This is a genomic window from Glutamicibacter sp. NPDC088483, assembly GCF_044753145.1.
Taxonomy (GTDB): domain Bacteria; phylum Actinomycetota; class Actinomycetes; order Actinomycetales; family Micrococcaceae; genus Glutamicibacter.
The window spans coordinates 283,777-307,828 of the sequence record NZ_JBIVMP010000003.1 but is presented as its reverse complement, the minus strand read 5'-3'; the positions used below and the strand labels follow the sequence as shown (position 1 = coordinate 307,828).

The 24,052-nt window shown below is 59.4% G+C and carries 25 protein-coding genes; 12 read left to right on the top strand and 13 right to left on the bottom strand.

Features of this window, described 5'->3' with window-relative positions; all coding sequences use genetic code 11:
* Positions 1-90: 90 nt before the first annotated feature.
* Positions 91-540, bottom strand: a complete 450-nt coding sequence (locus ACIP6G_RS08215) for a hypothetical protein (protein ID WP_400289474.1) — start codon at positions 538-540, stop codon at positions 91-93.
* Between ACIP6G_RS08215 and ACIP6G_RS08210 the strand changes: the two genes are divergently transcribed.
* Both ACIP6G_RS08210 and ACIP6G_RS08205 read left to right on the top strand, forming a co-directional pair.
* A complete protein-coding gene (locus ACIP6G_RS08210; protein ID WP_365943361.1) occupies positions 529-1,701 on the top strand; it encodes an MFS transporter in 1,173 nt (390 codons plus the stop codon). The genes ACIP6G_RS08215 and ACIP6G_RS08210 overlap by 12 nt on opposite strands.
* 127 nt (positions 1,702-1,828) lie before the next feature.
* A complete protein-coding gene (locus ACIP6G_RS08205; RefSeq protein ID WP_133834047.1) occupies positions 1,829-2,272 on the top strand; it encodes a DUF4190 domain-containing protein in 444 nt (147 codons plus the stop codon).
* A gap of 113 nt (positions 2,273-2,385) precedes the next feature.
* Here the strand turns inward: ACIP6G_RS08205 and ACIP6G_RS08200 are convergent, their stop codons facing one another.
* Positions 2,386-2,934, bottom strand: a complete 549-nt coding sequence (locus ACIP6G_RS08200) for a YceI family protein (protein WP_105656264.1) — start codon at positions 2,932-2,934, stop codon at positions 2,386-2,388.
* 221 nt (positions 2,935-3,155) lie between these two features.
* Here ACIP6G_RS08200 and ACIP6G_RS08195 point away from each other — a divergent pair, with 221 nt between their 5' ends.
* Positions 3,156-3,314 (top strand): hypothetical protein, encoded by a 159-nt coding sequence (locus ACIP6G_RS08195; protein WP_166650780.1) that lies wholly within the window; start codon positions 3,156-3,158, stop codon positions 3,312-3,314.
* Between the two features lie 149 nt (positions 3,315-3,463).
* Here the strand turns inward: ACIP6G_RS08195 and ACIP6G_RS08190 are convergent, their stop codons facing one another.
* From ACIP6G_RS08190 to ACIP6G_RS08175, 4 genes are read right to left on the bottom strand one after another with little or no spacing between them, the layout of a single operon-like run.
* Positions 3,464-4,441, bottom strand: a complete 978-nt coding sequence (locus tag ACIP6G_RS08190; RefSeq protein ID WP_219844107.1) for a glycine betaine ABC transporter substrate-binding protein — start codon at positions 4,439-4,441, stop codon at positions 3,464-3,466.
* Positions 4,438-5,166 carry an ABC transporter permease gene (locus ACIP6G_RS08185; protein WP_105661999.1) on the bottom strand — a complete coding sequence of 243 codons (729 nt, stop codon included), beginning with the start codon at positions 5,164-5,166 and terminating at the stop codon, positions 4,438-4,440. The genes ACIP6G_RS08190 and ACIP6G_RS08185 overlap by 4 nt, the downstream gene beginning before the upstream one ends.
* Positions 5,163-6,425: a betaine/proline/choline family ABC transporter ATP-binding protein gene (locus tag ACIP6G_RS08180; RefSeq protein ID WP_105656262.1), complete on the bottom strand. Its 1,263-nt coding sequence runs from the start codon at positions 6,423-6,425 to the stop codon at positions 5,163-5,165. The genes ACIP6G_RS08185 and ACIP6G_RS08180 overlap by 4 nt, the downstream gene beginning before the upstream one ends.
* Positions 6,418-7,059, bottom strand: a complete 642-nt coding sequence (locus ACIP6G_RS08175) for an ABC transporter permease (protein WP_332727030.1) — start codon at positions 7,057-7,059, stop codon at positions 6,418-6,420. The genes ACIP6G_RS08180 and ACIP6G_RS08175 overlap by 8 nt, the downstream gene beginning before the upstream one ends.
* Before the next feature lie 220 nt (positions 7,060-7,279).
* Between ACIP6G_RS08175 and ACIP6G_RS08170 the strand changes: the two genes are divergently transcribed.
* The 4 genes from ACIP6G_RS08170 (at position 7,280) to ACIP6G_RS08155 (ending at position 11,139) form a co-directional block, all read left to right on the top strand.
* Entirely contained in the window at positions 7,280-8,137 is an 858-nt protein-coding gene (locus ACIP6G_RS08170; RefSeq protein ID WP_332731296.1) for a fumarylacetoacetate hydrolase family protein, read from the top strand.
* Between the two features lie 110 nt (positions 8,138-8,247).
* Positions 8,248-9,309 carry a GTP-binding protein gene (locus ACIP6G_RS08165; RefSeq protein WP_365943360.1) on the top strand — a complete coding sequence of 354 codons (1,062 nt, stop codon included), beginning with the start codon at positions 8,248-8,250 and terminating at the stop codon, positions 9,307-9,309.
* On the top strand, positions 9,299-9,421 hold the full coding sequence (gene ykgO / locus ACIP6G_RS08160) for a type B 50S ribosomal protein L36 (protein ID WP_073707785.1): 123 nt from the start codon (positions 9,299-9,301) through the stop codon (positions 9,419-9,421). Before ACIP6G_RS08165 ends, ykgO begins: the two co-directional genes overlap by 11 nt.
* A gap of 227 nt (positions 9,422-9,648) precedes the next feature.
* Positions 9,649-11,139 (top strand): sodium:alanine symporter family protein, encoded by a 1,491-nt coding sequence (locus tag ACIP6G_RS08155; RefSeq protein ID WP_365943359.1) that lies wholly within the window; start codon positions 9,649-9,651, stop codon positions 11,137-11,139.
* Between the two features lie 87 nt (positions 11,140-11,226).
* Here ACIP6G_RS08155 and ACIP6G_RS08150 read toward each other — a convergent pair whose 3' ends face one another.
* On the bottom strand, positions 11,227-12,072 hold the full coding sequence (locus tag ACIP6G_RS08150; RefSeq protein WP_105656257.1) for a CoA ester lyase: 846 nt from the start codon (positions 12,070-12,072) through the stop codon (positions 11,227-11,229).
* A gap of 608 nt (positions 12,073-12,680) precedes the next feature.
* Here ACIP6G_RS08150 and cycA point away from each other — a divergent pair.
* Positions 12,681-14,162 (top strand): D-serine/D-alanine/glycine transporter, encoded by a 1,482-nt coding sequence (cycA, locus tag ACIP6G_RS08145; protein WP_133834053.1) that lies wholly within the window; start codon positions 12,681-12,683, stop codon positions 14,160-14,162.
* Positions 14,163-14,186: 24 nt separating this feature from the next.
* On the opposite strand, the gene ACIP6G_RS08140 is transcribed toward cycA, so the two are convergent.
* The 3 genes from ACIP6G_RS08140 to ACIP6G_RS08130 all read right to left on the bottom strand — a co-directional run bounded on the left by ACIP6G_RS08140 (position 14,187) and on the right by ACIP6G_RS08130 (position 16,462).
* Positions 14,187-14,594, bottom strand: coding sequence for a DUF4262 domain-containing protein (locus ACIP6G_RS08140; protein ID WP_365943358.1), 408 nt, complete (start codon positions 14,592-14,594; stop codon positions 14,187-14,189).
* A 73-nt stretch (positions 14,595-14,667) separates the two neighbouring features.
* Positions 14,668-15,111, bottom strand: a complete 444-nt coding sequence (locus ACIP6G_RS08135) for a DUF4262 domain-containing protein (protein WP_105656254.1) — start codon at positions 15,109-15,111, stop codon at positions 14,668-14,670.
* Positions 15,112-15,286: 175 nt separating this feature from the next.
* Entirely contained in the window at positions 15,287-16,462 is a 1,176-nt protein-coding gene (locus ACIP6G_RS08130) for an NADP-dependent malic enzyme (RefSeq protein WP_365943357.1), read from the bottom strand.
* Positions 16,463-16,842: 380 nt separating this feature from the next.
* On the opposite strand from ACIP6G_RS08130, the gene ACIP6G_RS08125 reads away from it, so the two are divergent.
* Both ACIP6G_RS08125 and ACIP6G_RS08120 read left to right on the top strand, forming a co-directional pair.
* Entirely contained in the window at positions 16,843-17,232 is a 390-nt protein-coding gene (locus ACIP6G_RS08125; RefSeq protein ID WP_105662004.1) for a helix-turn-helix domain-containing protein, read from the top strand.
* Between the two features lie 429 nt (positions 17,233-17,661).
* A complete protein-coding gene (locus tag ACIP6G_RS08120) occupies positions 17,662-18,897 on the top strand; it encodes a PLP-dependent aminotransferase family protein (RefSeq protein WP_133834056.1) in 1,236 nt (411 codons plus the stop codon).
* Between the two features lie 124 nt (positions 18,898-19,021).
* On the opposite strand, the gene ACIP6G_RS08115 is transcribed toward ACIP6G_RS08120, so the two are convergent.
* Positions 19,022-19,954, bottom strand: a complete 933-nt coding sequence (locus ACIP6G_RS08115) for a LysR family transcriptional regulator (protein ID WP_332594975.1) — start codon at positions 19,952-19,954, stop codon at positions 19,022-19,024.
* A 72-nt stretch (positions 19,955-20,026) separates the two neighbouring features.
* Between ACIP6G_RS08115 and ACIP6G_RS08110 the strand changes: the two genes are divergently transcribed.
* Positions 20,027-21,085: a putative sulfate exporter family transporter gene (locus ACIP6G_RS08110; RefSeq protein WP_365943355.1), complete on the top strand. Its 1,059-nt coding sequence runs from the start codon at positions 20,027-20,029 to the stop codon at positions 21,083-21,085.
* A gap of 28 nt (positions 21,086-21,113) precedes the next feature.
* Here ACIP6G_RS08110 and ACIP6G_RS08105 read toward each other — a convergent pair whose 3' ends face one another.
* Positions 21,114-21,884, bottom strand: a complete 771-nt coding sequence (locus tag ACIP6G_RS08105) for a 3-hydroxybutyrate dehydrogenase (RefSeq protein WP_400289464.1) — start codon at positions 21,882-21,884, stop codon at positions 21,114-21,116.
* Positions 21,885-22,131: 247 nt separating this feature from the next.
* Here ACIP6G_RS08105 and ACIP6G_RS08100 point away from each other — a divergent pair, with 247 nt between their 5' ends.
* A complete protein-coding gene (locus ACIP6G_RS08100; RefSeq protein WP_365943353.1) occupies positions 22,132-22,836 on the top strand; it encodes an NUDIX domain-containing protein in 705 nt (234 codons plus the stop codon).
* A gap of 10 nt (positions 22,837-22,846) precedes the next feature.
* Here ACIP6G_RS08100 and ACIP6G_RS08095 read toward each other — a convergent pair whose 3' ends face one another.
* Positions 22,847-23,983 carry an acyl-CoA dehydrogenase family protein gene (locus ACIP6G_RS08095; RefSeq protein WP_332488881.1) on the bottom strand — a complete coding sequence of 379 codons (1,137 nt, stop codon included), beginning with the start codon at positions 23,981-23,983 and terminating at the stop codon, positions 22,847-22,849.
* Between the last annotated feature and the right edge of the window lie 69 nt (positions 23,984-24,052).

Below are 24,052 nucleotides of genomic sequence, written 5' to 3'. Positions count from 1 at the left end.
CAATATAAGCTTTCGCGGCCGGTTCCCCCCTCCTAAACCTCCAGGGGAACCGGCCGCGAGTGCATTTAAGCGTGCTGTCGACTTCTTGCCCTAGCCGCCGGCAATGAAATTCTTCAGGTCCGCTTCTATTCGATCGCGCGCGGCAAAAACCGAAGCCGACAGCCCGGCCTCGAACATTTCGCGGAAGCGCACCGGTGGAATGGAAACGCTCAACCCCGCGATGACTTCCCCGGCTCCATCGTGACGGCAATCCGTTATGCTTCCCTTGCCTCGGATTTTCATTACCGGATATACCTGGCGCACCCAGCCCGCCAATCCTGTCCAGGCTTGGACGTGTCCATGGTGCTGCCGCTGGACGCGACCGGTGAGTTGGGCGAATTCTTCGCTCAATTCATGACTGAAGCACCAGTAACTGCCTAGCTGCCGATCCGTCATCTGCCCGTGGCAGCTGTCATCCAAAACAGCATCAGCGGGCAGATTCTGATTACATGGATAGGCAGGCGGAAGATTCTCACTTGAAGGGCCGGGATGGAGAAACAACAGGACCTTCGGATTTCGGTACGCACCATTCCCGATTCGGCTTTGCGCTTCGTCGGCTTCCTTTCCTTCTTCGACCGCTATGGCACCCCTCCCATGCTGGTCGCACTTTCGCTGGGCACCTCGCTCAGTTTCGCCCAAGCCGTCCAACTGGTAGCTTCCTATGCCTTGTTCTATGCCATAGGCCAGCCGATCTGGGGCGTGCTTAGCGATCGTTTCGGGCGTCTTGCGGTTTTGCGCGCGGCGCTCATCGGCGCTGGCCTCGGCGCGGTCGCCAGCATCATGTTCACCGACTATTTGCCGCTACTCATTGCTCGCTCCGTCACCGGGTTCATGTTCGGCGCACTGTATCCAACCCTGATGACGCTCCTGGGCGATACCCGCACGGGGGTGGAACGCGCTCGCGGCTTATCTGATTTGCAGATCTATTCCTCGCTGGGCACCACCCTGGCGACATTGGCTTCAGGAGCATTGGCAACATACGCGAACTGGCGGCTGGTGTTCCTGTTGCCTGCACTGGGTTGCTTAGCGGCCCTGTATAGCTTGCGGAAGGCGGCAGAGCCCGAGCATTCGCGTTCCGGATTCAAATTCCGTGCAGCTTTACGTCCTATGAACTTGGCTCTTTATGCCATCGTCTTCCTCGAAGGCGGGCTACTCATGGGATTGCTGACCTATATCGTTCCCGCCTTGCAAGAATCCGGTGTCGCTATTGGCTTGGCAGGAGCGCTAGGTTGCGTTTTTGCCCTGGGAGTCATTCTGGGTGCACGCTTGATGCGCCGATTGGTGGCACGCTTCGGCCGAACGTGGTTTATTGGCGGTGGAGGCCTGGTGCTTTGCGCAGCTTTCCTCCCTTCGGCGTTCGCCCCGTCCCCTGCCTCATATACCTTCACCGCGTTCTTCCTGGGTGCCGCGAACGCGATCATGCACTCATCGATGCAGGGGTGGGCGACCGATATCTCGCCTGATGCGCGGGCCACCACCGTTTCACTGTTCGTTTTTGCCCTGTTCGCCGGGGCCTCTGCGGCGACCTACCTAACTGCAGATTTAGCGCAAAATGGCCACTACGGCCAGATCTTCGGGATCGGCTTGGCACTGAGCCTATTACTTGTGGCGGTGGCGACTGGCGCTCATGCGCTGTGGCGTAGAACGCATCCAGCCAGCTGACTTCCCTGGCAGGTACGGGGCATTCTGGCATTGCAGAGAGTTCTTCTAGAGATTAGATGTTATTGCCGGTTGCATGTGAGAATCTTGAATTAAGCGAACGAGCCTCACAAGCGGAAAGCAGGTTGCCATGACCAGTCCAGGCGAAGAACCACGAAACCCTTATTCTTCAGGGCACCAGGGTCAGAACCGGCAGTACCAGCAGCCTGGTTCCTACGACCTCAACGGCGTCCCGCAACAGCCTTACTACAATCAACAGGCACATGGCCAACCGGGCCAGTATCCCCCGGGCAACTTCGGCTATCCGACAGCATCCCAATTTCAAGGCACCCAGCTGGCACAGACCTCGATGATTCTTGGCATTGTGTCCATCTTCGTTGCAGGCGTGATCCTTGGCCCGATTGCTATTTTCAAGGCCAATAAAGCCGAAAGGGAATTCAATACGGTCTCCACGGTCGGCAAAGTGACCGGTTGGATCGGCACCATTTTGGGCGTGCTCTGGATCGTGTATGTCGCATTCCTTGTCATCGGTGCTATCGCATTTTCCGTGGACCCGTCATTCAGCGGTTCCTAGGCACGTCTTTCCTCGACTTTAACGACAAAGCCTCCGGCTCACTTTCGTGAGCCGGAGGCTTTGCCGGTATCGGCCCTTATCCCGTCATCCCCATGACGGCCTTCGGGAAACTTTTACTCTGCGGTTGGCAGTACGAACGAAGCGTCGATTTCGATCTTGACCTTGTCGCTGACCAGAACGCCACCGGCTTCCAATGCTGCGTTCCAGGTGATGCCGAATTCCTTGCGGGAGATGGTCGTGGATGCGAAGAAGCCAACGCGGGTTGCGCCGAAAGCGTCTACAGCTTCGCCGCCGAGCTCTGCTTCGAATTCAACTTCCTTGCTCACGCCGCGGATGGTCAGATCCCCAACGAGAATGAACTCGCCAGCCTCGCCCTTGACCGCAGTGGACTTGAAGGTCATGGTTGGGAACTGCTCGGCGTTGAAGAAGTCCTCGCCCTTCAGGTGGCCGTCGCGGTTAGCGTCCTTGGTATTGACCGATGCGATCTGGACGGTTGCCTCGACCGAGGAATCTGCCAGGGTTGCGCCGGTGGTCAGGGTTGCGTCGAATTCTGTGAAGCTGCCGCGAACCTTGGAGATGCCTGCGTGGCGAACCGAGAAGCCGATCTCGGAGTGCGATGCGTCGAGGTTCCAGGTTCCGGTGGTCAATGCAGATGCAGTCATGTCTAAATCCTTTCGCCGGGCCATCAAGTAGTTGACGCCTCAATTTGTTTTGCTGATACCAGTATGCCACTAATGAAGTTGAAGCGTCAACCACTTTCCCTAAAAAAGTTTCATCTGGATATTCAAGAGATCCTTATTTTGATACTGACTAGGAAAGTTTCTACTGAAGTTATTTTTCATGCACCCCTTTACTCAGACGTGTACATGGCTAGACTGAGGCCATGAACGCAAATGACCCAGTTCCCGATCACGCCCAAGAAGAAGCCGAGTTATCCGCAGAGCTAGAGGAAATTTGGCAGGAAGAATCCATCACTACCGCTGCCACGACCGAAATCGCCGATGAAGTCGACGGCGAGCTAGGTACCCGGAATCAGCAATAGGTAGATGGCCTCCACCTATTTCCATCCTGCAAGCAAATCCATGCGAGAGAAACCAATCCCCAGTGAATCCTCGGCGACATTGAAATGGATCCCCGGCATCGCGATGCCGGGGATCCATTGCTTAATCCATGCAGTTTTCGTTGCCTCGGTTAGGGATTGGAGACCAAGCCTTGGCCAACCATCCATTCGAAGGCAACATCTGCCGGTTCACGGCCAACCACGTCCACCTGGTAATTCAGGTCCATCAAGACCTGATCAGTCAGCAACGGAGCGATCTTGTCCATGATCTGCTGGATTTCCGGGTGCTTTTCTAGGAATTCTCCGTTGAAAGCCGGGGCGGCGTTGTAGCTTGGGAAATACTTCCGGTCATCTTCCAGCACGGTCAAGTTAAGCGCCTTGATGCGCCCGTCAGTGGTGAAGACTTCACCGAAGTTGCACGCGCCATTAGCGGTTGCCTGGTAAATGGCACCCACGTCGTACAGACCGATATTGTCCTCAGCCACTTCTGAACCACGGTCGATATCGTAGTGTTCCAGCATTGGAGTCAGACCGTCTCGACGGGAATTGAATTCCGGGTCGACACAGAACGTCAGATCTTCGGGGTCCAGCGTCTGCAGTTCGGATAGCTTGGTGATACCCAGCCGCTTGGTCGTTTCTTCGTTCATCGCCAATGCGTAGGTGTTGTTCAACGGTGCCGGATTTCCCCAGATAATTCCATTGGCAACATCCTCATCGTGCACCGACTGCCACTGCTCTTCTTCACCCACAACAGGTGATTCGTGGCCCAAGTAGGTCAGCCACGCGGTACCGGTGTACTCCCAGAGCACGCTCGCGTCGCCGGAAAGCAGCAACTGACGTGCCGGCTGGGAGCCAGGAACATTGGTCAGGTCGGTGACGTCATAGCCGGCAGCCTTGAGCGCGATCACGGTGATCTTCCCCAGCAGCAGCTGCTCGGTAAAGGACTTGGACGTGACGGTCACGGTGGTGTCTTCAGCGTTTTCGACCAGCGGCTTGATCTCGGCGGGGCCGGCGTTGGGCACCGTCCCGGTCGATGGGCTAAGTCCGCACCCAGTCATTCCGATCAGCGCGGCCATGGACAGGACAGCTAAATTCAGTTTGCGGTTCACGAAAGTCCTCTCGGTCGTGCCACCTGTTCGACGACGCGGCCAAGCCAATCAATCGTCAAAGCCAGCAAGGCCACTAGCAACGAGCCGGCAATCAGCACCACATTCAGGTTCAGGTTCACTCCCGTAGTGATCAAGATGCCCAGCCCGCCGCCGTTGATAAAGGTTGCCAACGTCGCGGTGCCTACCAGCAGCACCAGGGCTGTGCGGATGCCCGATAGCATCACCGGGACGGCCAACGGCAGCTCGACCTTCAACAGCACGGACATCTGGCTCATGCCGATTCCCCGCCCGGCCTCCACCAGGCGTTCATCAACCTGCTGCAGGCCAACAATGGTGTTGGAGAGCACCGGAAGAATCGCATAGATCACCAGTGAGACAATGGCAGTTTTCGGGCCGAACCCCAACCAGAAGGCCAAGAGCACGATGACGCCAATGGCGGGTGCGGCTTGGCCGAAGTTGGCAATGGCGCGCACCGCCGGGGCTGCCTTGCGCAGTCCGGGGCGAGTGAGCAGCACGCCGAGCGGAATCGCGATCAGCAGCACGATGAGCGCCGAGATGACCGTGATCTTCAGGTGGTCGAGGGTGTAGCCCCAAATCGTTGCCGGATCCAGCGTTTGCTGTTCGGTCTCGGTCAGGTCGGCTGTTACCAGCCAACCCACCAAGATGGCGAAAGCAGCTGCGATTCCGGCGATCTGCCAAATCAAGCTGCGGGTTTCGGATCTCATGCCGATTCACCATCCTGCCCGGTGGCCGCACTATCGATATTCACGACGTTGATGGCACCCGAGTTCAGGCCAACCGGCGCCTCGTGATTAGCATCCGTGGTGTTGTTCGCGGCCGCGATCGCCTCCATGACGGTCTGCACCGTGATGACACCCGTGAGCACATCACGGCGTCCCGTTACCAGGGCCGACTCGGAACTGGCCACCAGCATGGTGTCCAATGCGTCGTTCAAGGTGGCCTGCTCACCGACGACCGGCATGGATTCATCGTAGGTACCCTCGATGATCTGGGCACGCGACAGTTGCCGGCGGTCCATGCGGCGCAGCGGGCGTCCCCGCGAATCAAGCACTACCGCGTATTTGCGTCCGGCGCCCTGCAGCTGCGAGAGCACCTCCGAAGCATTCTTGCCCGGTGTGGTGGTGATGGCTTCTCCCAGTTCCACTTCGTTCACCCGCGTCAAGGTCAGCTGCTTCAAGCCGGCACCCGAACCGATGAAGTTCTCCACGAACTCGCTGGCCGGATTGGCCAGGATCCTTTCTGGGGAGTCGTACTGCTCCAACTGCGCACCTTCGTTGAAGATCGCAATCCAGTCGCCGAGCTTCACCGCTTCGTCGAAGTCGTGGGTCACGCACACGATCGTCTTCTGGACTTCAGACTGGATGTTCAGCAGCTCATCCTGCAGACGCTGGCGGGTAATTGGGTCAACTGCACCGAATGGCTCATCCATTAGCAAGACCGGTGGATCCGCTGCCAATGCACGGGCGACGCCCACACGCTGCTGCTGGCCGCCGGAGAGCTCCTTGGGGAAACGGTCCCGGTAAAGTTCCGGATCCAGCGAGACGAGTTCCAGCAGCTCGTCGACGCGGGCAGCGATCTTCTCCTTGGGCCAACCCAGCATCTTTGGAACCATGGCGATATTGGTCGCCACGGTCATATGCGGGAACAGGCCGCCAGCCTGGATCACATAGCCAATGCGGCGGCGCAGTTCATCACCGTTCATGCCGGTGACATCTTCGCCGTCAATGACGATCTTGCCGCTGGTCGGCTCGATCAGGCGATTAATCATCTTCAGGGTGGTCGTCTTGCCGCAGCCCGATGGCCCCACGAACATCACGATGGACCCGGCAGGGATCTCCAGGGTCAGGCCGCCTACGGCCGATTTCTTTTGTCCCGGGTAGGTCTTGGTTACTTCTTCAAGCATGATCGAAGCGCCAGTGACATTCTGGGCCACGGCATTTTCAGGGATCTTATGTTCAGACACGGATACCTCGCGGGGTGGTCAGTCGGCCAATGCCGAGCAAAATCAAATCAAGGATGAGCGCCAGGATCACGACGCCAACTACGCCGGTGATCACGGATTCCAGGGAGTTCGCGCCGCCCAGACGCGAGAGTCCTTGGAAGATGAACCCGCCAAGGCCAGGACCCAGGGCGTAGGAGACCACTGCGGCGACGCCCATCACCATCTGGGCTGAAATTCGTACGCCAGTCAGGATCACCGGCCAAGCTATGGGAATTTCTACTGATATCAGAGTCTTCAGCCGGCTCATGCCGATGCCGCGCGCTGACTCGATAATGGTTGGTTCGATGTTGTTCAGCCCAACGATCGCGTTGCGCAGAATTGGCAGGGCGGCGAAGAACGTCACCACGATGACTGCCGGAGTAACCCCGAAGCCCACGGGGACAATAAGCAAACCGATCAGGGCAAAGGACGGAATAGTCAGGCCGATGGCGCTAATGCCGTTAGCCAAGCCTGATAGGGGCTTGTTGCGGTATACCAATACGGCAATCAGCACAGCAATAATTGTCGCCAGGATCAAGCACTGCGCGACTAGCGAGAAGTGCTGCCACGAGGCGAAGAAGATATGGCGAGATCGCTCGCCAAAAAAGTCACCCACATTAAAACCTGCTTCACTTTAGTTTCGTATCTAGATCGTTATTTCAAGACTGGTCTCTGGGACCGTAGCTTGCCATGAGTTTATCCGGGTCAGCGGAGCATGGCCAAGCCACGTTTTCCAGATCAAAACTCTGGCTCGGCCGTTTTTAAGGCTAATTGCTATCAATTGCCGATCACGAAATATGGTGCACTTTCAGCGAGAAGTGTAGTGAGATAGATTCATGAAACTTGCAACGCTCCGCCTCGCCAGCGAACCAGGCCATACCACCGCTGCTGTCATTGAAGATGGCCGCGCCTACTACTTGGACAACCTCGATTCAGTGCAGCGTTTCCTGCGTCTTGATGACGCAACTCAGCAAGAAGTAGTTGCTCGCGCTTTGGTGGGTGATTCCATCGCCGAGGGCGAAGCCGACTACGCTCCGCTGATCCCCAAGCCGGAGAAAATCTACTGCATCGGGTTGAACTACAAGACGCATGCGGCCGAGGTCGGCGAAGAGCTGCCAAAGTATCCGACGGTGTTCGCGAAGTTCGCTTCCACCCTATGCGGCGCCAAGGACACCATCGAAATTCCAGTGGAAGACCATCGGGTGGACTACGAAGCAGAGCTGGCTATCATTATCGGCAAGCCGGGTCGCCGCATCAGCCAGGAGGATGCTGCCGCGCATATTGCCGGCTACGCCGTGGCCAGCGATGTGTCGATGCGCGGTTACCAGGGCCGCACCCAAGAGTGGCTGCAGGGCAAGATCTGGGATCGCTCCACTCCCCTGGGCCCGTGGCTCGTGACCCCGGATGAGCTGGACCCCGCCGCCCGCATTACCAGCACAGTCAATGGCACCGTGGTGCAGGACGAACAGATTGATGATCTGATTTTCTCTGCTGACGCCTTGGTTTCCTACCTCTCGACATTCAATGAATTGCAGCCAGGCGACGTCATCCTGACGGGTACGCCCTCTGGTGTTGCGTTGGGCCGCCGCGACGAGAATGGGCGTCACCCGTGGCTCAAGCACGGCGATTCACTTGAAACTTCGATCGAAGGCCTGGGTACCTCTGCGGTAGTTTTCAACGCGCCGCAGAACTGATATTTCTTGTCGCTTCCGGGGCCTGTCCGCATTTGCGGGCGGGCCCCCGAGGCGTTAAGCCCCGTTCCCAGTTTTGCTATTGAGACTCATTCTCATATAAGCTTGAACGCGTGAATCTCATCGTTCTCTCCGCACTTGATACTTCCAGCCGCGACTCCGGCCTCAGCCACCTGGGACACCACCATCCTGATGCCGTCATCTTGCGCTATGACTTCGTCGACGGCAATCGGCTGGTGCGCCACGTCTCCGGATCTGCAGCCGCAGAACATGCCGAAACCGTTCTTGGGCACCCCTGCATCGGCTGTGCGATGAAGTTCGAGATCCTGCCGACGATCCAACGCCTGGCACCGGAAGATTCCGAGGCCGCAATGATCCTGGCGTTGCCCGCCACATGGCCTAGCGGAACAGTGCTGGACATGCTCGGCACAAAGCTCGAACCATTGGAAATCCGGATCAGCAGCATCGTCTTGTCCCTGGATCCTGCCGAATTGGAAAACCAGATGTGGGACCCGCACACCCTCTGGGAATCGGGGTTCAACGCCATGGAACGCGATGCGAGGACGTCGGGAGAGTTCTTCTTCACCGAATTGATGCAGGCAGATACCCTCATTCCGGTCGAAGGCCTGGAAACCCAACTGCTCGAAAGTGCCACCGGTCCACGACGCGCAGGCGGCCCCAACTTTGAAGCCGGCCTCGAATTAGCTCGGCAGATGGCACCGCATGCGCATATCTGCGTGCACGAAGAAGGACTCGGCTCCTTCCACCCCGGAGCAGCGCGCCAACGCACCAGCGCCGGGCACCTGCCGCAAACAGCAACCAATGCTCGCACTATGCCGATCCGCCTGCACGCCGAGCGCCCGCTTCATCCCGAGCGCTTCCGCCAGGCCCTTCCCTCCCTGGCCGAATCCTGCACGTGCATCCGCGGCATCCTCTGGGTGGCTAGTGCGCTCAGCGAGCGCGTGGCCATCGGGGGAGCCGGTCCGCGCATCTGGATGGAAAACACCGGAGCGTGGAACTCGAAGATCGCCGTCTCGGAATTGCTGCTCTACGGATCCGAACACGAAGCTTCGCAGATCGAGACGGTCTTCAAGCAATGCCAGGTCACCGAGGAAGAACTCAAGGACCTGTTCAGCTCCGCACATCATGAAGGAGGTGAATGGCATGAAAGTTAGGAACTCCATCCGTGCACTGAAGAAGGCGCCCGGCTCCCAGGTAGTGAGACGACGAGGTCGCGTATTCGTGATCAACAAGAAGAATCCGCGCATGAAAGCACGGCAGGGCTGAACCCCGGGAATTGCCGGCGTCCACGTCAGTGGATGCCGGCAATGCAGCAGCCAGCTCGAGCCCTTGGCCTTTTCGTGAAATTAAGTTAACGAACCGGACATGGCATCGTCCAGCGCGCTTTGTGACACGGCTCTCCCCTTGTCATATGATGGCACTCACATAAGGGGATCGGCTTCTGGCTTGAGACTCTTGATCATCAGTCACTCGCAAATAAGGATGTTAAATCCATGGACGATTTGGGCGCTCTCTTCGGAGATATTTCCTCCGTCATTTGGGGACCGTTTGTCCTCATCCCGCTACTTTTGGGCACTGGCCTGTACCTGACTATCCGCTTGGGCGGCCTGCAATTCTTCAAGCTCGCCGCAGCGTTGCGCCTGGGCCTGCTCAAGCGAAAGGATGCCGAGGCAGAAGGCGACATCTCGCAATTCCAGGCACTGACCACAGCGCTGGCCGCCACTGTCGGAACCGGTAACATCGTCGGTGTCGCAACCGCCATCGGCATCGGCGGCCCAGGTGCCCTGTTCTGGATGTGGGTCACCGGCCTGCTGGGCATGGCATCGAAGTACACCGAGGCCTATCTCGGCGTGCGTTACCGCGGCACCGACGCCGCAGGGGAAAAGTCCGGCGGCCCGCAGTACTATCTGGAACGCGGCGTCAAGGGACCGTTGGGCAAGTTCTTGGCCCTGTTCTTCGCTATCGCTGCCACCCTGGCCAGCTTCGGCATCGGCAACATGACCCAGGGCAACTCGATTGCCGCCAACTTGGATAATTCCTTCCATGTGACCCCTTGGGTTACCGGCGTGATCCTGACCGTGCTGTCCATCGCCGTATTGGTTGGCGGCATCAAGTCCATCGGCCGCGTTACCGCTGGTTTCGTTCCAGTGATGATCGTCTTCTACGTAGCAGCATCGATCTACATCCTGATCGCCAATGTGGGCGGCATTCCTGCCGCCTTCGGCGAGATCTTCACCGATGCCTTCACCGGCACCTCGGCAGTGGGCGGCTTCGTCGGCTCGGCCATCATCATTGCTATCCAGTATGGTGTGGCCCGCGGCATCTTCTCCAACGAGTCCGGCATGGGTTCAGCAGCGATCGCCGCCGCTTCGGCACAGACCACCCACCCGGTTCGCCAGGGCCTGGTCTCCATGACCCAGACCTTCATCGACACCATCATCGTTGTTACCTGCACCGGCCTGGTCATCATCACGACAGGTACCTGGAAGATGCTCGATGGGGAAACCGGCGAGCAGATCTCCGCTGCACTGATGACCGGCCAGGCATTCACCAATGGCCTGCCCGGACAGTGGGGCCACTGGATTGTGACCGTCGGCCTGGTCATGTTCGCCTTCTCCACCATCCTGGGCTGGTGCTACTACGGCGAGCGGAACATCGAGCGCCTCTTCGGCCGCAAGCTCGTGATGCCGTTCCGCATCGTGTTCTCGCTGGTCGTCTACGTAGGCTGCACCACCGAGCTGACCGCCGTTTGGAACTTCTCGGACATGATGAACGGCCTGATGGCGCTGCCGAACCTGATCGGCCTGCTGATCCTCTCGGGCATGGTGGCCCGCGAAACCCGCTGGTACCTCAAGCATGACCCGAAGCTGGAAGCCAACAAGGCGCAGATCGAGGACTTCATGAATGAGCGTCCGGGTTGGGCTGAATGGAAGGCTGGCGACGTCGTCGGTTCCTCGCGCAACCGCGGTGCCCACGAGGCATAGGCTCCGCAAACAGCAAAGAACCCGTCCAGCATCTGATTGATACCAGATGCTGGACGGGTTCTTTGCTATTGGAAGACAGCTAGAGGCTTAGGCGTTCCACAGGCCGTAGGAGTCGGCCAGGTCGGCAATCTTCTGGGCACGGGCCAGACGCGGCAGGTATGAGCCATCGCCCACCGAAGCGCCGGCAGCGTGCGCTTCGAGCAGTTCCATTGCCCAAGACAGCTCGTCTTCGCTGGGTGCCAATGCGGCGTTAATGCCATCAACGTGATCGGTGGACAATGACAGCTTGCCGGTCATGCCCATGGAGGCGGTGATGCGAGTTTCCTCCGTCACCTTGGCGGCGTCGGCACCTGCCGGTGGAGGTCCATCGATAGCGCCAGGCAGCTTTCCTACACGCGAAGCGATCACGAGCCGTCCGCGTGCGTAGGCCAATGCCATCGGGTCGTCGGAGACGCCGGTGTCCTTGCGGAAGTCGTTGATGCCGAACGCCAGGCGGAAGGTACCCGGGGCCGAAGCGATCTGCGTAGCATTCTCGATACCCAAAGCGGTTTCGATCAAGGCCAGGACGGGAGTACCCGCGCGAAGCCGCATTGCGCTGTAGGTAACCTGTTCAGGCTGCTCGGTCATGGCCAGCATGATTCCACGCAGGCCGGGAGTTCCCGACAGCGCGGCAAGATCATCGGCCCAGAAATCAGTGTCAATGCCATTGACGCGTACCCACGCAGTCATGCCATTGGACAGTGCTCGCACTACGTTATCGCGAGCCTGGATCTTCTGGTCGTCAGGAACGGCAGCTTCCATGTCAAAAATCACCGAGTCCGCTTCACAAGCCAGTGAAGGAGCGAAAGTTTCCTCCTTGGCCGCATTGACCAAGAGCCAGGAACGGGACAATTTTGCAGGAAGAGCCGCAGCTCGACGATTTCGGAATGCCATACGTCCTACACTACTCACTCGGCCCTCCAAGCTTCCACTGGCCATGTACAGTATTTGCTTCAAGTGAACCGAAAGGCGCGGAATGCAGCGCTGGAGCAGTCCGGATGCACGACACCAAACTGAACCGGGTAGCCTTCTGCGCAGTGGAGCTGAGCATGGATGCAGTGTTGCCTGCGGCGCTCCACGGGCTCCCGCGTTCTGCCATTTCCGAAATCCGACCGCAGGCTGGAAACGCGGGAATTGATCATCGGTGGTTCTGATTCTGCAGATCAACTGCCTCCCGCTAACTCCATTCGCCGGAACCGGAGGATTTCCTTCGCATAGTTTCCCGTGGCTTCACTCTCGGACACAGCCGGCCACCCGGAGGTCCAGCAGCAACCAAATGCCCCATTCAAGTGCAGGTTCTGCCCATCTGGCCACTGCGCGAAGCAGCGGGCTGCCTGCCCGAATCCAGTGGCGTATAACCAACTTCACAACTGTTAAGCTTGCTCGCAGTCCAGGGTGACGAACAAATATAGCTGGTCAATATATCTGCGATAACCTCTTTCAGCGGTCTCGTTCTCCTTCGAAGCAGGCCGTCTCCTTCGAAAAACCGAAGGGATCTGCTCATGAAAGGTGCAGCCGTGGCGAACGATTCCACGCAACTGAAAACCGTTTCCGATGGAACGAATCTTGAGCGCGGACTGTCCAGCAGGCACATCCAGCTCATGGCGATCTCCGGAGCAGTCGGCACCGGACTGTTCATGGGCTCCGGCAAGACCATTTCCGCTGCTGGTCCGTCGGTCATCTTCGTATACATGATCATCGGCTTCATGCTCTTTTTCGTCATGCGTGCCATGGGCGAGATCCTGCTCAGCAACTTGAACTACAAGACCTTCGCAGATTTTGCCGGCGATCTCTTGGGACCTTGGGCTGCCTTCTTCACCGGCTGGACCTATTGGTTCTGCTGGGTCGTCACCGGCATTGCGGACGTAGTCGCGATCGCCCAATATGTCGCCTACTGGTGGTCCGAGATCCCGCTATGGCTCCCGGCGCTATGCTGCATCCTGCTATTGGTCGGGCTGAACCTGCCCACCGTCAAGGCTTTTGGTGAAACCGAGTTCTGGTTCTCATTGGTGAAAATCGTTGCAATCCTGGCATTGATCGTTTGCGGCTTGGCAATGATTGCCACCGGATTCAGTTCTCCCGAGGGAGACACCGCTTCCTTCGCCCACTTGTGGGCGCACGGTGGCATGTTCCCCACTGGTTTCATGGGCTTCGTCGCGGGCTTCCAGATCGCCGTTTTCGCCTTCGTCGGCATTGAATTGGTAGGTACGGCTGCGGCTGAAACCAAGGATCCTGAAAAGAATCTCCCTAAGGCCATCAATTCCATTCCGCTGCGCGTGATCCTGTTCTACGTCGGTGCCTTGACCGTCCTGATGGCCGTCACCCCCTGGTACAAGTTCTCCGCTGATGCATCGCCATTCGTTGGCATGTTCTCGATGGCTGGTTTAGCCGCAGCTGCGGGTCTGGTCAACTTTGTCGTGCTGACAGCCGCCGCTTCAAGTGCAAATTCCGGGATCTATTCAACATCGCGCATGCTGTACGCCCTGTCGCAAGATGGAGACGCTCCGCGGAAGTTCAGCAAGCTTTCTGCCACGCAGGTGCCACGCAATGCGTTGCTGTTCTCCTGCATTTTCCTTCTTGCTGCCGTCGTGCTGTTGTACGCGGGTGACTCCGTAGCCCAGGCCTTCACGTTGGTGACCACGGTGTCTGCCCTGTGCTTCATGTTCGTCTGGTCAATGATCCTTATCAGCTATTTGGCCTTCCGCAAGCGCCGCCCGCAGCTGCATGATGCCTCCAAGTTCAAGGTCCCCGGCGGCATGGGAGCCCCCTACATGGTCCTAGCTTTCTTCGTATTCGTCCTGTGGGCATTGACCACGCAGGCCGATACGCGTGCTGCGTTGCTGGCTACGCCCCTGTGGTTCCTGGTAGTTGGAATGTTCTACCTGAAGGTGCGCAAATCCGATGGCCATCAGGCTCTGCGCGCAGCACATCGGGCAAAAGTCCGCGCGGAGAACGAGGCCGCTGCAATCCATCGGCGAAGCTAGACCCTTGGCAAAGGATGCCAAGGCCTAATTGTGCCGGGCAACTACATATTCGTAAGGGATATCCCTGCCGACGAGTAAGACTTCTAGCAGCCCCAGGCTTTCTCCGTATCTCTGATAAGCCAAGGGCACCTGCTTGCGGATCCCGGTACTGATCTTGGAGAAGTACAACAGTGTTCCGTCCTTCCAGCGGCCGGTGTGCCCGTGGGCGAAAACCTCATTCCATTCCAGCACGGTCGCAGAAAATCCGTTGAGCATCTGGATGCTGTCATCCATGTCCAGCCCTCGAACAAGGAATTCTGGGTGCCCGATGCGACTCAGGCCAACGGTGTAGGCAAGCGATGGGCTGATCCGGTCCGACTCAACAAAAATCACTTCATGTCCGTAGTCGCGGATCCGCTGGTCGATCAGGGCTTCCAGTTGCTTGCGTGTCATGCCACTGCACATATCGCACATGGTCAAGTTCCTTTCCTCTGCCTGCTCATCTTTTGACGATGCGGCGCAGTTCCTAGTGAGCCGACTGTTGCTGGATCACGGCGAAGTCCCTGGGTTCCGTGCAATGCAGAGTTCTTATCGGGATGTCGCCAAGGATCAGACTGGTGAGGGGAAGAGTGTTCAGTTCCGCCTCTGGCTCCGAGAAAATGAGCTCGCTAAATAGCGATGTGTTGTGGGTACCTTCGGAAAAGACTTGTCCATGCTCGACGACTTGTGATGCCAGATGCGTGAGAAGCCCAAAAACATCATCTTCGTCTCCACCGATACTGACGATTTCAGGATGCCCTCGTTTCGCCAATCCCAGTGTGTACCCCAGGACCTGTTGCTGCCTTGCCATAGTGCTGAGCACTACGGCATACCCCTTCTCTGATATTTCGCGCAGCGCAACAACGCCAAGTAGCTGCATTTCGGGCAACGAGCTGCGGACACTGAGATGGACGCCTTCAGGATTACTCATCGCATTCCTCCTTGGTTGATCTGATGCCAGCAAGTGTGGCGCGAATTCCTCGCCCCGGCAGGAACTTTCTACGATTGTGGATATCCCAAGACAACGGCCTCAGAACAGGCCGGCGCATGAAAAAAGCACTGCCCGCAACGAGTCGTTGCAGGCAGTGCTTTTTCGCCAGTTTTTTCTACTTGGCCTTTTCTGCTTCCGCAGCCACAGCCGCGGCAACAGCAGGCATCACGCGGTCATCAGTTGCCGAAGGAATGATGTAATCCGCTGCCAGATCATCGCCAACCAGGTCGGCAATGGCATGGGCCGCCGCGACTTTCATGCCCTCGGTGATCTTCTTGGCGCCCGAGTCCAGGGCGCCGCGGAAGATGCCCGGGAAGGCCAGCACGTTATTGATCTGGTTCGGGAAGTCGCTGCGGCCAGTGGCCACCACGGCCGCATACTTCGCGGCAGCATCCGGCATGATTTCCGGGGTCGGGTTGGACAGCGCGAAGATGATGGCGTCCTTGTTCATCTTCGCCACGGCAGCTTCTTCGAAGGTCGAGGAGGAAAGTCCTACTACGACATCCGCGCCGTCCAGTGCCTCAGCCAGGCCACCCATGACATCTTCACGGTTGGTGCGGCTGGCCAGGTCGGCCTTGACCGGATTAAGGTCGTCTCGATCGCGGTGGATGGTGCCACGCGAGTCGAGCACGATGACGTCATCCACGCCGGCCGAAAGCAGCAGGTTGGTGACGGCGACGCCAGCCGAACCAGCGCCGGAGATGACGACCTTCAACGAGCTGATGTCGCGCTTGGTCTGGCGGGCAGCGCCGATCAGAGCTGCCAGCACTACCACCGCGGTGCCGTGCTGGTCATCGTGCATAACCGGGATATCCAGCGCCTCGATCAGGCGCTTTTCGATTTCGAAGCAGCGCGGGGCGGAGATGTCTTCCAGGTTCACGGCGCCGAAGCTCGGGCGCAGGCGAATGACGGTTTCGACGATTTCACCGACGTCGGTGGTGTCCAATACCAGCGGGATCGAATCCAGACCGCCGAATTCCTTGAACAGGGCGCTTTTGCCTTCCATGACCGGAAGCGAGGCAGCGGCGCCGATGTTGCCCAGGCCCAGCACAGCGGTGCCGTCCGAAACCACAGCAACCAGGCGGGAGGCCCAGGTGTGGGTGGCGTGCTTGGCTGGATCATCTGCGATGGCCTGGGATACCTTGGCTACACCCGGAGTGTAGGCGATGGACAGGTCGCGCTTGGTGTTCAGCGGCATTTGCGATGAGACGGAAAGCTTGCCGCCAAGATGGGCGTCGAAAATCTCTTCGTCGGTGATGGTGGACAGGTCTTTAGTGGATTCAACAGACATTGAATAGCTCTTCTTTCAAGAAAGTTCTGATTGACGAAAACGCAGTACCCACGAAATTGGTGGCAGAGCGTAGGAACGCGCATGACCATTCATCCGACCGCAATGGAGCGTGACCCACAGGCAATTAAGGAGGGCGTCAGGCTTCCATGTACACAATTCCCAGAGGGGCTCCGCCGGGTGAGGCTGAAGGATCCGTCATGGTGTGCCGGAAGATGGCTGGTCAGTACTTTCTTTAGACCTACGTTTTCCACCATACGGGAACCGCTTGGCGCTGTACAACCCCCATTCGTCGCATCTGTGTCATAAAGGAGTTGCGACAGGCAGTCCATTTGCAGCGTCATGAGGTGCGCCCGAAGGACATCTCAGGCAAAATAAGGGCCATGGCATCACCGACTTCAGCACTGGGCAGGGTCCGCACCTTCGAGGCGTTAGATGAGAAGACCACCGCGCGGCTACGCCGCGCGCTGGACGAGTCGGATGACACGACCGTGTTCGTCAACGGCACCGCGTTGAAGTTGCCCAAAGAAGCGCACCAGGCGCTGATCGAGGTGCTCTCGCGGTTTGCAGATGGCGAGTCCGTCAGCATCGGCACACCCGAGCTGCTCCTTAATACTTCCCAAGCAGCCCAAATGGCCGGGATTTCCAACAGCTACCTGCGCAAGCTGGCCGATGCGGGGATTATTCCGGTGGAATACCGTGGAACGCATCGCCGCATTCGCCCAAGCGCCATCCAGTCTTGGCTGGATTCCCGCACCGAAACCGAGAAGTGAGCCAACCAGCCGGCGAATACGCCAGCGGCCCGCAGGAAGTCGGATGATGGGATCGCCTGCTGATCAGGGTCCCGGGTTATTCCCTGTTCGCATGGATGGGTGCCTCCCGGTCTTGGGTATTTCCGGGCTTCGGCGGACTGCGTCGAATTACTGGTCCTCTTGGTCCGGCAGTGCTGGCTGGCCGGGAGCTAGCCGCGAAACCTTTCCGAGAAACTTCACGGCCGCGTCAATGCGGCGTTGGGCCAGCTGAAGATCGAGGAACGCAACGCCTCGCCTGGAGCAAAGAATCACGTGGTTGAAAACTCAGCTCTTGCCAAGCCTTGAATTTCCTGCTGGAATACCAAAGTATTCTATTTGAAAACAATTCCTGGGCCGCACCCAGCGCAGGAACCCCGCTCCCCCGCCCCTGGAGCCTTGCCGAGGAGAACCATGACCACCGCATCAGAATCGCTGACCACTTCGCACGAATCCTTGCTATCCGAGCGCGCGGCCGGAATCAAGCAGTCCGCGGTGCGCGACGTCTTCGAGCTCTCCTTGGACCCTTCCTTGGTATCCCTGGCCGGAGGCAACCCCTACCTGCAGCTGCTCCCGCTGGAAAAGGTCGGTGAAATGGCCCGGCGCATCATCGTCGAGCAGGGCCCCGAAGCATTGCAATACGGCTCCGGACTTGGCACTCCTGAACTGCGTGCACAAATTATCGATGTCATGGCAGCTGAAGGCATCACGAACGTGGGGGTCGAAGATGTGGTGGTCACCAACGGCTCCCAGTCAGCACAAGACATGGCCTGCAAGGTCTTCTGCAATCCCGGAGACACTGTGCTCTGCGAAGATCCGACCTACGTCGGGGCCCTGAATACCTTCGAGGCCTACCAGGTGTCCGCCCGCCCCGTGGGCACCGATGCAAATGGCTTGATTCCTGATGCCTTGCGTGCCCGCATCGCCGAATTGCGCGCCGCCGGCGAGCGCATCAAATTCCTCTACACCATCCCGAACTTCAACAACCCATCAGGGATCACTCTGGCGGCCGAACGCCGCCAGGAAATCGTGGACATCTGCCGCGAAGCCGGCATCCTGATCCTGGAAGACAACCCGTACGGAATGCTGCGGTACGAAGGAACTCCTGCGCCTACCCTGCGGAGCCTGGACCCGGAAAACGTCATCTACATGGGTTCCTTCTCCAAGATCTTCGCGCCCGGCCTGCGCATCGGCTGGGCCGCGGTCCCGACCCACCTTTTCCGCCGCTTCTACCTGGCCGGCGAGGCGGTAGCCCTGTGCCCACCGACCTTGAACCAGATGATCATCAGCGCCTACCTCAACGAGCATGACTGGAAGGGGCAGATCACCAAGTACAACGACCTGTACCGTTCCCGCCGCGACGCGATGCTCGAAGCATTGGCCAAGTACCTGCCGGCAGGTGTCACCCACACTCGTCCCGAAGGCGGCTTCTTCGTCTGGTTGACCTTGCCTGAAGGCATTGACACCTACGCGCTGCTGCAGCAGGGCGTGAAGGCCGGGGTCATTTTCATTCCAGGCGCGGCATTCAGCCCGAGCGGCCAAGCCGACAATAAGCTGCGCTTGGCTTTCTGCTCCGTTGACGAGAAGACCATCGACGAAGGCGTCCAGCGTCTGTCGGGTCTGCTCAAGAACGAGATCTTCAAACTCTAAGTCCGGAGGCTTGTACCGGGAGCTCACGGCCCGGTACAAATGGCCGCCCTGCATCCTTGATGGGAAGCTTGCTGTCCGCCTCCTGGCCAAGTCCGCACAGATCCAGTCGGGGCTGGATCTCCGGCTAGCCCTGCGCGATCCGGGATTCCACGGAAATCTCAAGCAGCTTCTGCTCGGTCGCTTTCAAGACACGGTGCGCAGGCCATATCGCCCGCAGCTCGCGTAACAGCGCCGGCCCATCAAACGGGATCTCGACGAGCAGCCCCTGCTCCAATTGGCTCTCTACCGCCAAATGGCTGAGCACAGCGGGTCCCATTCCGCGCGCCACGCACTGGCAAATCGTTGCGTTCGAGTTGAAGACAGCGACCGGATTCGGGCGTTCGGCATGGGCAATGTAATCCAAGAATGCCCGGGTGCCGGAGCCTTCCTCGCGTTCTATCAGCGCCGTGCTTTGCAATTCGTGCAGGCTCAGCGGTTCCTTCCGTTGTGCCCAAGCATGTGAAGGCGACGTGACCACGAGCATTTCATCGTGAAGTACCTGCCGGCTTTTCAGGCCCAGAGGAATGTGCGGGGTTTCCACGAATCCTAGTCCCAGTTCCTCCTGCTGCACTGCACGAATAACATCTTGGGAATTCATGATCTTCATTCGAGGGATGACTCGTGGCAGGGCACGATGCAGTAGTCCGATCCAATTTGGCGCCAAGAATTCTGCCACCGTCATGCTGGCTCCGAATTCCAGCTCTCCCTCTCCGGTTTCAGCCAGCGAGCGCGCGCCAGCGGCGAAGGTTTCCAGGCTGTCCAGGACTTCACGAGCCCACTGGACAGTCAGCACTCCCTCTGCCGTCAAGCGCGATCCGGTGGTCTTGCGTGCCACAAGCTGGTATCCCAGCCGGCGCTCCAACGTTTTCAATGCGCGGGTGGCATTTGGCTGCGCCATCCCGGCCGCACGGGCACCGGCGCTCAGGCTCCCGTGATCGGCGATGCCGACCAGCAACTCCAATGAGGAGGGTTGAATCCAGCGGGCAATGTCTTCGAGAGATGACGAGCTGCTTTCCATATCATGATCATATGTCCGCGATAGCAAGAAGTGGTATACCGCAATTCGCCAAGCCGGGGAAGAATTATTTCCATGCACGACTCCACAAGTCCCGTCGAAGAATCTGCCATCTCCAAACCTGACCAGTCCGGACATCGAAAACCTGCTTCGCGTTTTGCTCCTGCTCTTCCGGGACTGCTCCTCTGCCTTGCCGCCGGCATCTTGTGCATGTTCGCCAGCCGCTACATCCATGGCCTGAGCGCCCTGCTGCTCGCTATCCTGCTCGGTGCGCTGTGGCGCAATCTTGCCCCGGTCCCGCAGGCTTTTGCCCCCGGCACGGCAGTTGCCGGCAAGAAGCTGCTGCGCCTGGGCATTGTGCTGCTGGGCTTGCAGCTCTCGCTGGGCACCATCCTCGGCTTGGGCCCCGGGGTACTGCTGGTGGTGGCCCTCTCGGTTGGCATCACGTTCTTGGCCACCTTGTGGATCGGCAAGAAGCTCGGCATGGATCTGCCGCAGCGCCTGCTCATCGCCACCGGCTTCTCCATCTGCGGTGCCGCCGCGGTCGCAGGCGCAGAGAACGTCGTCAAGGCCAAGCAGGATCAGGTCGCCACCGCGATCGGGCTGGTAGTGCTCTTCGGGACATTGATGATTCCGCTCATGCCCGCGGTGGGCTTGCTGCTCGGGCTGGATGAACGCAGCATCGGCATGCTCATCGGCGCGTCCACCCATGAGGTCGCACAAGTCGTCGCCGCCGGCGGTTCGGTAGGTGCCGGCGCCTTGGCCGTGGCGGTGACCGTCAAGCTGGCCCGGGTGGTCCTGCTGGCTCCAATCATTGCCGGCCTCGGCGTCTTCATGCGGCGGCGCCAATCGGTGCAAGGCGGCAAGAACCCGCCACTGGTGCCGCTGTTCGTGCTCGGGTTCCTGGTGGCAATGCTGCTGCGCACCACCGGGCTGGTTCCCGAGGCGTGGCTTGCAGCTGCGGCCAGCGCGCAGACGCTCCTGCTTGCCGCGGCCATGTTCGCCTTGGGGCTCGGGGTCCACCTGCGCAGCATCGCAAAAACCGGCGGACGTTCATTGCTGCTGGGGTTGCTGTCCACCTTGGTGATCATCGCCGTGTCGATCGGCGGAACTCTGCTGTTCCCGCCGGCCTAGGCATGGCAGCCAGGTGATCCCGCCGCACCTATTTCGCGCTCCAGCCGCCATCCATGGTGTAGGACGCTCCGGTCACCATGCCCGCGGCATCCGCACTGAGCCAGGCCGCCAGCGAAGCGACTTCCTCTGGCTCAACCAGGCGCTTGATGGCCGATTCGGCAAGCATGATCTTCTGGATGACATCCGACTCGTCAATGCCATGCGAATTCGCTTGATCGGCAATCTGCCGCTCCACCAACGGGGTACGCACATAGCCCGGGTTGATGCAGTTGCTGGTGATCCCGTAGTCGGCACCTTCCAATGCAGTGACCTTCGACAGTCCCTCCAACCCGTGCTTGGCCGCAACGTAGGCGCTCTTGAACGCGCTGGCCCGGAGCCCGTGGATCGAAGAAATATTGATGATGCGGCCGAAGCCGCGCTCGCGCATGCCGGGCAGTGCTGCCCGGATCAACAGGAACGGCGACTCCAGCATGAGCCGATGGATCAGCCTCCAGGCTTCGGGGTCGTACTCATGGAGTGGAGCCACCCTTTGCACGCCGGCGTTGTTAATCAGGATGTCGGTATCCACGCTGAGATCTTCCAGCGACGCGGTATCCGAAAGATCCACAGCCCATGCTTTTCCGCCGAGCTCGCGGGCCGCTTCTTCAGCGGCCTGTTCATTGAGGTCGGCAATCGTCACGGTGGCACCGGCGTCGGCCAATGCCCGGGCACTGGCCAGGCCTATGCCGGAGGCGCCACCGGTAACCAAGGCGCGGCGCCCCTTCAGACCCTGAGGCCATGGGCCAATTTGTTCCGCCATTGCGCTCATCCTCTGCTCGGCTCCCCTGCGGCTTCCAGTTGCGATGCCCGCAGCTTCGCGCAGGTCTCTGTGATTCAAACTAGGCTCCGCCAGGAATCCGGTCAACGGCATTTGCTGTGCAGATTCCGCAGGTCAATGTGCAAGCATGCACAGCGGTTTCTGCCGGTTGCCCGTTTGCTGTGCGCTGGAAGCTAAGCTGGCTCTCGAAGACTATTTTCACTTCCAAGAGCCAAGGACATGGTAGGCAATGACGACTTCCCCGATACCTGCGACTCCCGCCGAGGTCCCGATCCGCAAAGCGGCCAGTGTTTTGCTGCTGCGCGAGGCAGCTGGCGGGTTTGAGGTTTTCGTCCAGCATCGCGTGAACACCATGGACTTCGCAGCCGGCATGGTGGTTTATCCCGGCGGCCGAGTTGATGCCCAAGACGGCCAAGCGGTGGCGGCAGGAGAGCTGGATCCCGCCTTGCTCAGCGAGCACGCCCGGCAATGGGCGCGCACCTCGATCCTTGGGGAAGGACCAGATCGCGCGGAGCATCTGGCCGGGGAGATCCTGGCCGCAGCACGTCGTGAAGTCTTCGAGGAGACAGGGCTGCTGCTGGATCCTGGCCAACTGCGCCCCTGGGCCAATTGGGTCACCCCAGCCGGTTTCCCGCGGCGGTTCGATACGTACTTCTTTGTCGCGGCCTTGCGCCCCGGCCAGGAACCAGTCCACCAGACCACCGAAGCGGTGATCTCCACATGGATCAGCCCCCAGGAGCTCTTCGATTCCCTGGAACGCGGCGAGATTAAAATGATGCGCCCCACCCAGCGCACCTTGCGGGATGCGATGGAGCAGGGCAGCATCGAGCAGATCATTTCCAGCGAGCCGGCCATCTCATCGGTTCATCCGGATCCCCGCGATTCCCTCTCGGGAAACGCTGTGCGGAATTCGGAAAAGCAGTTCAACGCCTGATTGCCGCCGGTCAGGATTCCAGCAGCGTGCGTCCGACGATGAGCGACATGATCTCGTTGGTGCCTTCCAGGATCTGGTGCACGCGCAGATCCCGGGTGATCTTCTCCATCCCGTAGTCCGCAAGGTAGCCGTAGCCGCCGTGCAGCTGGATAGCGCTGTTGGCGGCGTTGAATCCGGCATCCGTGGCCATCTTCTTGGCCATCGCGCAGAGGCGGACGCGGTCCGGGCTCTTCGCGTCCAGTGCGGCGGCGGCACGGCGCAGCAAGGAGCGGGCGGCTTCCAGCTCCATGTCCATTTCGGCCAGCTTGAAGACCAGCGCTTCCTGTCTGGTCAGCGGTCCGCCGAAGGCCTGGCGCTCCTTCAAATACAGCGCCGACTTCTCCAGCGCGCTCTGCCCGCCACCCAGCGAGCAGGCCCCGATGTTCAGGCGGCCGCCATTGAGTGCCTGCATGGCCATGGAGAATCCCTGGCCTTCCTCGCCCAGCAGGTTGGCGGCGGGAATGCGCACGCCTTCCATGATCACCTGGCGAGTGGGCTGCGCCTTCCAGCCCATCTTCTTTTCGTTCGGCCCGAAGCTCAGGCCCTCGGCATCCCCGGGAACAAGGAAGGCGCTGATGCCGCGCGAACCGGTATCAGCGGTACGGGCCATGACGATGTAGAGCGCCGAGCTTCCAGCTCCCGAGATGAATTGCTTGACGCCGCTGAGCACATACTCGTCACCGTCCTTGCGGGCACGGGTTGACAGGGCCGCCGCATCGGAGCCGACTCCGGGCTCGGTCAGGCAGTAGGAGCCCAGGTCGTCCATGGCGGTCATCGATGGCAGCCATTTGGCGCGCTGCGCGTCGTTGCCGAAGGTGTCGACCATCCACACGACCATGTTGTGGATGGAAATGTAGGCGGCCAAGGTCGGGTCGGCCTTGGCGAGTTCCTCGAAGACCAGCACCGCATCGCTGCGGCTCAGACCGGATCCGCCATGATCTTCAGAGACATAGATTCCGCCCATGCCCAGCTGTCCGGCTTCGGCCAGCACATCCACCGGGAAGTGCTGTTCCTGGTCCCACTTCAGGGCATTGGGAGCAATCCTGGTCTCGGCGAAATCATGGACCATCTCGATCAACGACTTCTGGTCTTCGCTTACTTCAAACAACACCGGCTCCTTTGCCTGCACCTTGCGTCTTTGACCTCAGTCTATGTGACGCAAGATACAATGAGGACC